Raw genomic sequence first — 13,199 nt, 5'->3', positions numbered from 1 at the left:
CCCGGCCTTCCAAGCGCTGCGGAAGACAGGGCCCTTCATTTTCTGGGCGGCGATTCCGGGCTAGGATCCGAACGTTTAATTCTAAAGACCTCGGCGGTTTGCTCCTAGATAGTTCATCTCATACAAAGGAGGTGAAGGATTCTAGTCTTACTGTGTCATAAACACATGGCATTATAGGAGCTTCTTCATCCTTTGCATGAGGAAGTGATGGACTGGGAGACGTCGTTCGACGAGTATTTGGAACATCTATGTGAGGCAGTCAGACATAGCGATCGCCACTCCGGGTTGATTGGCTATTGCCAAGGCTTGATGCTGCCGATCCGGCGCAAGAGCGTGGAGCCGCTGGCAGCACATCTGGAACCTCAGCGCGTGAGTGCGCGGCACCAATCACTTCATCACTTCGTGTCGAAGTCGGAATGGTCTGACGCCGCGTTACTCGAACAAGTGCGTCGCTGGGTGCTGCCGCACATGGATCCGACAAAGGGCCTTTACTGGATCATTGACGACACGGGCTTCCCGAAGAAGGGGAAGCATTCAGTTGGGGTGGCGCGGCAATATTGTGGGCAACTGGGCAAACAGGATAACTGCCAGGTGGCCGTGAGCCTGTCGGTGGCCACCGAAGAGGCAAGCCTGCCGGTGGCTTATCAGCTTTATCTGCCACAGGAATGGGCCGACGATCCGCCACGGCGGGCGCAGGCTGGCGTGCCCGATGAGATCGGGTTTGCGACCAAGCCGCAGATCGCACTCGCGCAGTTGCGCGAGGCCCGGCAAAGCGGTGCACCGGACGGTGTCGTACTGGCCGATGCAGGATACGGAAACGACACTGCGTTTCGCGATGCCCTCAGCGAAATCGGCTTGCAATATGCGGTGGGTATCCAATCGAGCACCCGTGTATGGGCGCCAGGCACTGCGCCGCTGCCTGCCGAGCCATCCAGCGGCAAGCCTGGCCGACCGAGAAGTCTGCAGCGCCGTGTACCGCGGCATGAACCGGCATCGGTCAAGGAGTTGGCCGTCGGGCTTGACGCTTCCCGCTATCGTACGGTTTCGTGGCGTGAAGGCACGCGCGCTACGCTCAGTTCGCGATTCGCAGCGGTGCGGGTGCGCGCCTCACACCGCGATTACTGGCGGCCCACGCCGCGCGACGAGGAATGGCTGCTGGTTGAATGGCCCGATGGCGAGCCCGAGCCAATCAAATACTGGCTCTCGACGCTGGCCGCAGGCACGCCTGTGGACCGCCTCGTTCAGGTTGCAAAAATGCGTTGGCGCATCGAGCGTGATTACCAGGACCTGAAGCAGGAATTTGGCCTCGGGCACTTTGAGGGGCGCGGCTGGCGCGGGTTTCATCACCATGCATCGCTATGCATTGCCGCATACGGCTTCCTCGTTGCTCAGCGCCTCATTCAGGGAAGCGGTAAAAAAAACGCTGCGATCCGCGACACATCTGGCTTACCCTCGGACTACGTGCCACGCGGCTCCCCAGCGCGCGCAGCGCCACGTGACTGACTCGATCGCCACGCTGCGCTGGTGCATCGCTGCGCACGTCGCTAAGCGGCTCCAGCGATGCCCATTCTGCAGTTCTGCGTCGACACATTTTATGACACAGTAAGACTAGCAGGCTGTTGAAATACCCTCTGCGCGGGTCATCCGTGCGCAAGGGAGAAACGTTGATTTAAAGAATCGAACGACACTGAGCCCAAAGCGATGCGCGGCCCCGACGGCTATACCGAATCGATGTTCACGATGTCCAGACTGGACGATTTCGTTCCGGCCAATCATCCGCTGCGACCGATTCGCCTGTGGCTGAACGAGGCGCTCACGCGCATGGACGAGGTGTTTTCGCGCATGTACGAGAGCGAGGCCAAGGGCGGTCGCCCGAGCATCGCGCCGGAGAAGCTGATACGCGCGCTGTTGCTGCAGGTGCTGTATTCGATTCGCAGCGAACGCATGCTGATGGAGCAAATCTCCTACAACATGCTGTTTCGCTGGTTCGTCGGACTGGCGATGGACGATGCGGTCTGGGACCACTCCACCTTCAGCAAGAACCGCGACCGGCTGATGGTCCACGATGTCATGGTCAGCCTGTTCAACGAAACTGTCGAGACGGCGCGCGTGCGAGGTCACCTGTCAGGCGAACACTTCAGCGTGGACGGCACGCTCATTCAGGCGTGGGCGGGGCACAAGAGCTTCGTGCCCAAGACGAAACCGGATGACGATTCGCCGCCTGCGGGCGGGGCGGCTCGCAGGAGAACTGGCGCGGCGAGAAACGCAGCAACGACACCCATGAATCCAGCACGGACACTCAGGCGCGCCTGTTTCGCAAGAGTCGTGGCACGGGCGCGGTGCTTTGCTACATGGGTCACGTGCTGACCGATAACCGGCATGGTCTGGTGGTGAACGCACAAGTCACGCAGGCCAACGGCACGGCCGAACGGGACGCGGCCGCGCAGATGCTTGGGGATGCTGCGCGATTTGCCGGTAAGACCATAACGGTCGGCGCCGACAAGAACTACGATACGGCCGGATTCGTGGCGACGTGCCGGGAGAACAACGTGACACCACACGTGGCGCAAAACGATGCACGCGCGGGCGGTTCTGCGATTGACGCTCGAACCACCCGATGGCCCGGCTATGCAATCAGTCAGTGCAAACGCAAACGCATCGAGCAGGTGTTTGGATGGGGCAAGACAGTCGGCAAGATTCGGCAGGCGATGTATCGAGGTCTGAAGCGAGTCGACCAGCTCTTCGTGCTGACTCAGGCGGCGTACAACTTGACCCGCATGCGAACGCTTGCTGCCAGGGCAGCTTGAAAGAGTAAGCGAGAAGGAAAGCGGCATCGGCAGCATCTGAATCACAGAAAAGTCGGCGTCAATTCATTTGGAACACTGCATCGCGCTAGCTCTTCCGAATAATCGAGTGCGCGTTCACGAAGGGATATTTCAACGGCCTGCTAGATCACCCGATACCAGCCGCGATGTAAGCGGTTTTCACCGTCGTGAAGAACTCTTGCGCATAGCTGCCCTGTTCTCTCGCTCCGTAGCTGGATTTTTTCCGGCCGCCGAACGGCACATGGTAGTCGACCCCGGCCGTCGGCGTGTTGATCATCACCATGCCGGCCTCGACGTTTCGCTTGAAATGGCTTGCGTACTTGAGCGACGTCGTGCAAATTCCTGCGGACAATCCGAAGCGAGTATCGTTCGCTACGGCAAGGGCCTCGTCATAATCGTTGACCCGAATGACCGACGCAACCGGGCCGAACACTTCTTCCTGATTGATCGTCATGGATGGGTGCGTTCCGGTCACCAACGCAGGCGTGAGAAAAAATCCTTCCGTGTCGGCATCTACACGGGCACCGCCGAACACGCTTCCGCCTTCACGCTTTGCGAGTCGAATATAATGTTCGTCCTGCGCTAGCTGTCTCGCATCGACGACCGGCCCTATTTGCGTTTGAGAATCCAGCGGGTTCCCCACTTTGAGCACGCTCATGCGTGCATGCATTGCTTCGACGAACTCGTCATGAATGCCGCTGCCGACGATCAGACGACTCGATGCAGTACAACGTTGCCCCGTCGAATAGAAGGATCCGTTGATGCAGGCTTCGACAGCGACGTCCATATCGGCGTCGTCGAGCACGACCATGGGATTCTTTCCCCCCATTTCAAGCTGCACCTTCTTCCCGCTCGAAACGCATTTCTCGGCGACAGCTTGACCCGTCATCGCCGATCCCGTGAAGCTGATTGCATCGACATTGGAAGACCGCACGAGCGCTTCGCCCACGGCCGCGCCGGGTCCCATCAACAGATTGACGACACCAGGCGGAGCCCCGGCGTCGAACAGGATTTTCACGAGTTCCCACGCACACCCCGGCACCAGCTCTGCCGGCTTGATCATGACACAATTGCCATATGCAAGAGCCGGTGCAATCTTCCAGGCCGGTATTGCGATCGGGAAGTTCCACGGCGTGATGAGTCCAACTACCCCTATCGGTTCCCGAGTGACCTCAACCGTCAGACCGGATCTGATCGATGGAAGTATTTCGCCATCGGTTCGCAACGCCTCTCCAGCGAAGAACTTGAAGATCTGTCCCGCTCGCTGCACTTCGGCGGCAGCTTCCGAAAGCGTTTTGCCCTCTTCTCGCGATAGCAGCGTCGCCAGCTCCGCCTTCCGAGACAGGATGATCGAAGCCGTCTGATCTAATAAGTCAAAGCGTTCCTGTGGACCACTCTTTGACCATGAGCAAAAGGCCTGCCGTGCCGCAGCGGCCGCGATCTCGGTCTGTAGCACATTGGCGTCGGCGTATTCACCGATTACATCGTTGCTATCCGACGGACTTACGTTGGGTCGCCAGTGTTCGCCAGCTACCCACTCACCGTTGATCAGGTTTCTATACTGATTCATTTAACTTCGCCAAATGAAAGAAAGTCTTCCGTGTGCCGGAAATCTTATGGAACGGTTATACCGGCCTGCGCAAACTGGTTACGTCGCGAGCGGCGGTGCCGACACGGCGACCTTCGGCTCGTCGACGCGCTTCCCAACCATCAGTGCGTAGACGAGCGCAGCCAGGAGCGCGATTCCAGCACTGATAAGGAACGCGTCGACAAACGAATGCGTCCGATCGACGACAACACCGGTGACAAAAGGCGCGAACGAGCCGCCGAAATAACCGCCGAAGTTTTGAATGCTCGCAAGGGATGCCGCCATGTGCCGCGGCGCAGCCACAGACACAAGCGCCCAACTCGCGCCACATGCCATCTGGACAAAGAACATCGCGACGCAGAGATAGAGAATCGCAAGTGTCAGATTCGGTGTGAACGCAGCGGGAACCGTAAATAAAGCCCCACCAATCAGACCGACACAGATAGGCCACTTTCGGCTTTTAATCGGCGCGATACCGCGGGCCTGCAACGCATCTGCAACGAATCCGCTCGATAACATGCCAATCGTGCCGAAGAGATATGGGATGGACACCAGCCATCCGGTGCTTGCGAGCGACAGATGACGCTCACGCTCAAGATACGCAGGCAGCCATGTCAGGTACAGCCACAGCATATAGATGATGCCCGCATTGCCGAGAATCATGCCCCAGGTGGTACGCGTCAGAAACAAATTACGCCATTCCGACATCGTCATCTTTCGCTCGACCTTGGTGTCACTTGCACCTTCGTTCAGATAGGCGGCTTCTCCGTCCGAGAGCGTCACGTTTTTGCGGTCACGATAGATCAGGTACCAGCCGATCGACACCGCGATTCCGAAGCCACCCATGATCATGAACATTTGTCGCCAACCGCACGACAGCATCATGACAGTCAGAATCGGGGGTGCAAGAGCCGGCCCGATCGTCGACGAAGTAATGAAGATACCCGTCGGCCGACCCCGCTCACGAATTCCAAACCACTCGCTAATCACTTTCGCGCCAGCCGGAAAGTTTGGCGATTCACCTACTCCGAGCGCTATACGCGCAATGATGAACTGATGGAGGTTCGTTATCAGCCCTCCACTAAATTGAGCGGCGGACCAGACAAACATTCCCAGTCCGAGCATCACTCGCGAACCAAGCTTGTCGAGAAGCACCCCGACCGGCAGTTGCGCAAAGGCGTAAGCGAACGAGAAGGCAGACAGCAATATTCCCATCTGAGATGCTGACAACCCGAGTTCACTGCTGACGGAATGGTTCGCGATAGACAATGTGCTCCGATCGAGATAATTGACAATCCCTGCCAGCGTCAGAAGCGCTATTGACGCCACCTGTATGCGCTTTAATTTCTTCGACTTCTCGATCATTCCGTCTCCTTATATTTTCGAAAAATAGGTATTTGCTTTCACATTGAACAGCGCTACGTCCCGAGCTACATCTAATGACTATCGGCGGTAGATGTTCGCGAGCACCTGCAATGGATGACGAAGCGTCTTGCCTCGCAGACGCCTGACCTGACAGCGACAGGAATAGCCTGTCGCCAGGACCTCCCGGCTTTCCTCGTTTCTGACCGGGCAATCGGATTCAGGAATCTGGTGCGCCCACGACAGCGCAAAGATGTCGGTCGATGTAGTCACGTTCCTCGCTTCATGACCGTAAGTGCCTGACATCCCGCAACACCCTGTTGAGGGCATCACCACGTCCAGACCTGCTGCGGCAAAAACCGCTTTCCAGAGCGCTGTAGCTTGCGCGGCGTTGGTCTTCTCCGTGCAATGAGGTAGTAACTTGAACGACGCGCGTGCCGCTTTGGGCGTGTGCGACGAACTGATCGCAGTCGCGAGCCACTCCTGTGGCAACAACACATTCGGGACGTTTTCGCTTCCGAGTACCTTGGAATATTCCTGGCGATACGTCAGCGTCATGGCCGGGTCGACCCCAACCAGCGTGACACCCGTATTTGCAATATCGAGCAGTGTCTGGGCGTTCTTGCGCGCGGCCTGCGCGAACCGTGTCAGAAAGCCCAGAACGTGGAGAGGCTTCCCATTCGGATGAAAGGGCGCAAAAAATACACGAAATCCCAAAGAATCCGCGAGCTCGACAAATGCGGTCTCGACGTCGCCACTAAAAAAACTTGTGAAAGTGTCGCGGACCATGACCACGCAACGTTTCCGTTCGCTTGCATTCATCCGCATCAGAGTCTCAGGCGTCGCGATAGCACATCGGTTCGACTTGCTGGCTTCGCTCTGGGCAATGATCGGTGTGTCGACTACTCCGACAAAGTGCTTAAGCAACAGTCGCGCGAACCGGCTGTCCACAACGCCGTTGTAAAACTGTCGCCCCCCGGGCACGGAGACCAGCTGTGGAATCGTGTGTTCGAGAGAAGCAATCATGTAGTCGCGAGCCGGGCGAAGATATCGTGTGTGGTAATGCTCCAGAAATCGTGATCGGAACTCCGGCACGTTAACCTTGACCGGACACTGAGCGACGCAAGATTTGCAGGCGAGGCAGCCGGTCATCGCCTCATACACCTCGTTCGAAAAATCATCTTTGTTTCGACCGCGACGCAGCGAATTCAAAAAACGTACGGGCAAGCGCTTCGCACGCGGTCGAGCGATCAGATCAGTACCTGCAGCTGCCTGCAGACGTAACCACTCACGCATCAACGACGCACGGCCTTTCGGAGAATGAATGCGTTGACGTGTCGCTTTCCATGAAGGACACATCGAATCGTCCGGATCGAAATTAAAGCAAGCGCCATTGCCGTTACATCGGACGGCGTCACCGTTCGCTTCCCACACAGCGTCGCTGATCTCGCGATCGAGTTCACCTCGCAAAGTGGTGGAGTCAATCTTGAGAAGTGTGCTATCAGCGCCTGTCGGTACGGCGATCTTTCCGGGATTTAGCTGGTTATATGGGTCAAACGCTGCCTTGATTCGCTGCAAGGAAGGGTAAAGGCTCCCGAAGAAGGTCGGTGCGTATTCCGAGCGCACGCCTTTCCCGTGCTCTCCCCAAAGAAGTCCGCCGTACTTCATGGTGAGCGCCGACACGGCATCCGAGATGGGCCTGATCAAGGCAGCATCATCGGGGTCTCTAAGATCGAGCGCGGGACGCACGTGCAGCACGCCGGCGTCGACATGGCCGAACATTCCATACTTCAAACCGTGGGAATCGAGCAACGCGCGAAACTCTGCGATGTACTCCGCGAGCTGCTCCGGAGGAACAGCCGTGTCCTCGACAAACGGCTGAGGCCGCCTTCTATCGCGTACGTTGCCAAGAAGGCCGACTGCGCGCTTTCGCATTGCATAAACACGGTTGACCGCCACATGTCCCCAGGCGATCGTGTGGCCAAGACGCCGAACGCTCCGGTCCGTGCTGATGTGCTCTGCAAATTCAGCGACACGGCTTTGCAACTGACCGAGATCATCGGCGCTGAATTCAACGAGGTTGATACCTTGAGCGCTTCGCTCGTCGTTATAGTCCGGAAAGAACTCGGATATCGAAGTCCAGACAACGTCATCGCGAGCTAGCGCGAGTACCGTAGAGTCCACCGTCTCAATGGACAGCGGCCGATGTTCCATCAGAGCGCGTGCATCCCTCAGCGCATCCATGAATCCTTCATACTGGATATTCACCAGCGCCGAATGAAGCGGTATCGGCAACACGTTCATTGTCGCCTCTACAACGAAGCCGAGCGTACCCTCCGCGCCGCAAATCAGGCTATTCAGGTTCAGCCTTCCGTCACGCTCGCGAAGATGCGCGAGATCGTATCCCGTCAGGCAGCGATTAAGCGGCGGGAATGTGTCTCGTATGAGTTCAGCCTGATTGTCGGAAATCTCGCGGGCTGTTTTGTAGGCCCGTCCAACAATATCCGTCCGTGCGCAAAGCTGTTCCAGTGCTGCATCGTCGACCGGCTCGGAGACGAGCGGAACGCCTCCAAGCAACACGCTCTTCAGAGCGATGACGTGGTCGCGCGTTTTCCCATAGGTACAGCTGCCTTGTCCGCTGGCGTCCGTGCTGATCATTCCGCCAATCGTGGCGCGGTTCGACGTGGACAGTTCCGGAGCAAAGAATAATCCGTGCGGTTTGAGAGCCGCATTCAACTGGTCCTTGACGACGCCTGCCTGAACCCTTGCCGTGCGTTTAATCGGATCGATTTCAATGATGCGGTTCATGTGGCGGGACAGGTCGACGACGATACCGTCGGTCAATGACTGCCCGTTGGTCCCGGTGCCACCGCCCCGGGGCGATACCACGACGCTTCGAAATCGCTCCTCGGCGAGCAGCCGCGCGATGCGCTCAACGTCAGCGGCGTTGCGAGGGAAAATCGCAGCCGTGGGTCTGCGCTGATAGATCGAATTGTCCGTTGCGAGTACCGTGCGCGTCGCATGGCTGGCGTCGACCTCGCCCTCCAGACCCGCAACGTGCAGAGCTTCGAGAAACGCTGCTTCGGAAATAGTCTCTCGCGCTTCTTCTAGTTTTATCTTTATGACCTTCATGTCGCTTACCTTTCATGCGTCCTTGTGCGGCACTTGCGTACGTATCGCTTCACTTGCGTCCATAGAGCAATAGGCCTGACGCGTCGTTGCGATGGCCGCATTCGGAGAGAAAACGCGAGGTCACGCGTCGGCGACACTCAGGAGATAAGGCTTACCCTGTTGATGTGACTTGCCGCTGCTCGCCAGGAACATGCGTCCTGGCGAGCGACGCGCGCGCAAGTTCAGCCGATCTGAACTCTGTCGAGAATCTCGTCTGAGCCAACCTCGAGAGGAAGGAAATTGATCGAGCGCACATAATCCGGTCGCGGCTGTTCGACTTGTTCAGGCTTGTTCTTCACCTGGTTGTAGACGATATAGGCCTGCCATCGATCGTCACCGGACAGGTTGTGACCCGAGGAATGCACGATGTTAGCGTCGAAGAACACGACTGTCCCCGGGCGGCCGATAATAGGCACGGCCTTGGGATGGCTGGACAAGATATCGAGCATCGTCGGCTTGGGTACCACGTAGAAGCGGTAACCGGTTGCCTCGTCGAACGTCGGATCGAGTGAACCGAGTTTATGGCTTCCCGGGATGAAGTAGAGACATCCGCCCATTTCGGTCGGCTCATCGAGCATGACCAACGCGGTTGTCATGTGCGGCTCTTTCACGCCGTCGATATGCCAGGTGCCGAAGTCCTGGTGCCATTGCCATACGGAACCGTCGATTGCCGTCTTCAGATTGCACTTCGTGTGATAGACGTAGAGTTCGGGATCGTCAATCAGTTGTTGTGCCGGCTCGAGCAATCTGGGGGAGCGCACGGCGGAGTGAAAGACCGCCGATGCCGTCGGACTTTCGGTTTCGTGAACTTTGTAGATCGTCTTTGCGATGCCTCCCGTTTTTTCACGGACGAGATGGTCGGTGTCGATCTTCTGGATCCGGCGCAACTCGCTCTTCATATGCTCGACTTCTTCTTCCGAGAAAAGCTCCGGGAGGACAACGAATCCGTCGCGTTCGTACGCTTCCAATTGTGACGCGGTAAGTTTCATAAGGGCATCTTCTGATTTATTGATGTGATGTCATGATCCTACGACCCGTCGCGCCCAATGTAAAAGATATAATAAGTTGCGTATCAATACCTAGAAGGTTTCAAATGGAGCTGCGTCATCTTCGCTACTTTCTGACGGTGGCCCGCACACTTAACTTCACGAAGGCGGCAGAGGAACTGCACATGGCCCAGCCGCCGTTGAGCCGGCAGATACGGGAACTGGAAGAAGAACTCGGCGTGGCGCTCTTCGAGCGCCGGGGCAAACGCGTATTCCTTTCATCGGCGGGCCAAGTTTTCGAAGAACGGGCCAGGCGAATTCTGGCGGACACAAACTCCGCGATCGTGGATTCGCAACGCGCAGCAAGAGGGGAAATCGGCCGGGTGGCGGTCGGGTTCTTTGAGCACATCGCGTACACGCTGCTGCCGCCGCTCTTGCGTGAATTCCAGCAGCGTTACCCCGCGGTGACAGTCGAACTTCGATGGTTCTCCTCTGCGGAACAGATCAATGCGCTGGATCGTGGGGACGTCGATCTGGCCTTCGTTCGCTCTTTGCCGTCGGATATCCAACTGAACAGCGTCTTGTTGCTTCAGGAGCCGTTTTACCTTGCCATCGCGAAGGACGACCCTCTCGCAGCGAAACGGCAGATTTCCATCAAGGACTGTATGCACCTGCGCGTCATCAATTACCGGAAAGATGTCGCGCCGGACTATCACGCCACCATCAACCAGTTGTGCGCCCTGGCGGGCTTCTCTCCTTCCGCAAGCTTCGAAATGGGACAGATCTACGCGTCCCTTGGCCTAGTAAGCGCCGGGTTTGGTGTGACGCTCGTACCTGCGTCGGTTCAACGAACGCACATGGACAACGTCGTTTATCGTCCGCTGCGTGAACAGCACGCGCAAAGCGAACTCTACCTTGCTTGGAAGGAACCTCACCCGTCCGCTGCGCTAGGCTCTTTCGTCCAACTCGCGTGCGAAATAGCAGCGCGCGCACCGGGCAAAGTCAAGATCGAGTAAGACAAGCGGCACGACTTCAATTGCGATGAACTGTCAGCATAACTCAGTTGGTTTGGGCCGCCGTATGTAGCGGTGGTCTGACTGCTTGTCTGGTCGCATTAGAAGACAGTGTGAAGCCGCTGAGGCAGCTCATCTAACGTCATGTCTCGCGTTGGCATTATCCGCATTAGCTAGGACAGCGGCTAAACCGTTGAGGGATACGTTCGACGCACGGAGATGTCTTGATCACAATGGCTGGGTGACGGACAGCTATACGGTGCAAAGCCGCCGTTCGACTGTCCTTCATGCCGTGGAAACCAACGACTGCACATGGCCGACAAGCGCACGCTCGCCGGCCACCGGCGATCACACTTCGGTTTGCTCAGCCATTTCGAGAGCATCGTCTACCTCGATCCCGAGGTATCGCACGGTGCTTTCGATTTTTGTATGGCCCAAGAGCAATTGAACCGCGCGCAAGTTCTTGGTGCGTCGATAGATCAACGACGCTTTCGTTCGTCGCATGGTGTGCGTACCGTACGCGGTGTCATCAAGCCCGATCGACGCGACCCAACGATGAACGATGCGCGCATACTGGCGCGTCGACACGTGCGCTGAGGCATGCAGTCGACTGGGAAACAAATAGTCAGCGGGCTTCAATCCCCGCGCCGAAATCCAGGCAGAGACACTTTGACGAGTCTGCTCCGTGATTTGGAACTGCACTGGTCGGTGCGTTTTCTGTTGCATGAAAGTCGCGCGAGCTACGACATGACCTCCCATGTAGACGTCCTGCACTTGCAAGCGCGTCAAATCGCACGCTCGAAGCTTACTGTCGATCGCAAGATTGAACATCGCCAACTCGCGAGCGTTGGACGACATCTGCAGCCTTGTTCGAATCGCCCAGATTTCCCGCAGCTTCAGCGGAGGCTTTTGGCCGGTTAGCCTTCCCTTATTCCACGGCACCCGACGAGTGCCGGAAGAATTAAGCGTTTCCATGACAATCGCCTCTTCAACGAAGAGAGATCGATTGTGCGCTTTGCGGAACGGTCAAACTTCGACCCGTTTCAGTCGTTCGACCCTCGGTACGCCGAGTGTCTCTTGACAAAGTGCAGCGGCCGCTCACTAGTGGCCTGTAACGATTGAAACGGGAGTAATTCGACGTGTTGGGTCAAAGTACTTCCACTTTACGGGTTTGGGTTGCTCGTTGTATTTGCGGATGTAGCGCATGAGCTTTCGCTTGAGATCGGGTACCGAGGTGAACACGCCGCGCGAGATCACGTCACGCTCGATCTTGGCGAACCATAACTCCACCTGGTTGAGCCAGGACGAATAGGTCGGGGTGAAGTGCATATGAACTTGCGGGTGCTCGCTGAGAAACGCATCGACCTGCCGGGTCTTGTGCGCCGAGAGGTTGTCGGCAATGACATGAATTTCTTTGCCGCGGGGTTGGTTGGCCACGAGGTCGCTCAGGAACGCTACGAACTCGGCCGAGGTATGCCGCGTTGCCGTCTTGCCGAGGACTTCGCCAGTCTTTGTATTGAAGGCGGCGTACAGCGAAAGCGTGCCGTGTCTGAGGTACTCGAAGCCGTGACGCTCGGCGCGTCCCGGCGACAGGGGTAGCACAGGGTCTTTGCGATCGAGCGCCTGAATGGCAGTCTTCTCGTCGACGCTGAATACGGCCGCATGCTGCGGCGGGTTGAGATACAGCCCGATGACATCGGCCGCCTTGGTCTCGAAGTCCGGGTCATTGGAGGCAAGGTAGCCCTCCAGCCGATGCGGCTTGATGCCGTGTTTGGCCCAGATGCGGGCCACAGTCATGTGCGAGATGTCGCCGCCGAGTTCGGCCGCGAGCTTGCGCGTGGACCAGTGCGTGGAGCCGTCCGCGGGCGTGTGCCTGGTCGTACGCGCAAGCACTCGTGCTTCCACGCGATCGGTCACCTTGTAGCGTTCGCGCCCGGTGTGACGAGCGAACAAGCCCGCCAACCGCTCCGCAGCGAAGCGCTTGCTCCAGCGATCGATGTAGCTGTCGCTGCAATCGAGCTTGGCTCTGATCTCCGACCAGGTCAGCCCGTCAGCGAGCAGCAAGATCAGGCGAGCGCGACGTGCCGAATCCGCTCGCACGGTCCTCGCACTGGCTCGCCGCTGCAGTTCCATGATTTCGCTTTCGGTCAAGTTCATCGCGTCCTCCCAAGACGCAATGATACTTCCCATTTAAACGTTACAGTCCACTAGTGGCTTCGCCGACGCGTCGTGTCCTTGCGACCCGCACGAAGTG

Annotated in this window: 8 protein-coding genes and 1 pseudogene; 3 read left to right on the top strand and 6 right to left on the bottom strand. The window is 57.6% G+C overall.

Translation table 11 applies throughout. The annotated features are described in order from the left end of the window. The first annotated feature begins 207 nt into the window (after positions 1-207). Together LY284_RS33505 and LY284_RS33500 are read left to right on the top strand one after the other, a co-directional pair. Positions 208-1,503 carry an IS701 family transposase gene (locus tag LY284_RS33505; RefSeq protein ID WP_045450144.1) on the top strand — a complete coding sequence of 432 codons (1,296 nt, stop codon included), beginning with the start codon at positions 208-210 and terminating at the stop codon, positions 1,501-1,503. A 198-nt stretch (positions 1,504-1,701) separates the two neighbouring features. Beyond that, positions 1,702-2,807 (top strand): annotated as a pseudogene (locus tag LY284_RS33500) (IS5 family transposase). 145 nt (positions 2,808-2,952) lie between these two features. On the opposite strand, the gene LY284_RS33495 reads toward LY284_RS33500, so the two are convergent. The 4 genes from LY284_RS33495 to LY284_RS33480 form a co-directional block, all read right to left on the bottom strand. Beyond that, positions 2,953-4,395: an aldehyde dehydrogenase family protein gene (locus LY284_RS33495; protein WP_233391240.1), complete on the bottom strand. Its 1,443-nt coding sequence runs from the start codon at positions 4,393-4,395 to the stop codon at positions 2,953-2,955. 78 nt (positions 4,396-4,473) lie between these two features. Next, positions 4,474-5,778, bottom strand: coding sequence for an MFS transporter (locus tag LY284_RS33490; protein WP_233391238.1), 1,305 nt, complete (start codon positions 5,776-5,778; stop codon positions 4,474-4,476). Positions 5,779-5,856: 78 nt separating this feature from the next. Further along, positions 5,857-8,907, bottom strand: a complete 3,051-nt coding sequence (locus LY284_RS33485; RefSeq protein WP_233391236.1) for an FAD-binding and (Fe-S)-binding domain-containing protein — start codon at positions 8,905-8,907, stop codon at positions 5,857-5,859. A 221-nt stretch (positions 8,908-9,128) separates the two neighbouring features. Further along, positions 9,129-9,935, bottom strand: coding sequence for a phytanoyl-CoA dioxygenase family protein (locus tag LY284_RS33480; RefSeq protein WP_233391234.1), 807 nt, complete (start codon positions 9,933-9,935; stop codon positions 9,129-9,131). A 104-nt stretch (positions 9,936-10,039) separates the two neighbouring features. On the opposite strand from LY284_RS33480, the gene LY284_RS33475 reads away from it, so the two are divergent. After that, a complete protein-coding gene (locus LY284_RS33475) occupies positions 10,040-10,948 on the top strand; it encodes a LysR family transcriptional regulator (RefSeq protein WP_233391232.1) in 909 nt (302 codons plus the stop codon). Positions 10,949-11,293: 345 nt separating this feature from the next. Here the strand turns inward: LY284_RS33475 and LY284_RS33470 are convergent, their stop codons facing one another. Continuing rightward, positions 11,294-11,920 carry a tyrosine-type recombinase/integrase gene (locus LY284_RS33470; protein WP_233391230.1) on the bottom strand — a complete coding sequence of 209 codons (627 nt, stop codon included), beginning with the start codon at positions 11,918-11,920 and terminating at the stop codon, positions 11,294-11,296. A gap of 126 nt (positions 11,921-12,046) precedes the next feature. Next, positions 12,047-13,102: an IS630 family transposase gene (locus tag LY284_RS33465; protein WP_233384792.1), complete on the bottom strand. Its 1,056-nt coding sequence runs from the start codon at positions 13,100-13,102 to the stop codon at positions 12,047-12,049. Between the last annotated feature and the right edge of the window lie 97 nt (positions 13,103-13,199).

It is taken from the genome of Caballeronia sp. PC1 (genome assembly GCF_021353155.1).
GTDB classification, from domain to species: domain Bacteria; phylum Pseudomonadota; class Gammaproteobacteria; order Burkholderiales; family Burkholderiaceae; genus Caballeronia; species Caballeronia cordobensis.
The sequence above is the reverse complement of the archived record's forward strand: the minus strand, read 5'-3'. Positions and strand labels throughout refer to the sequence as shown.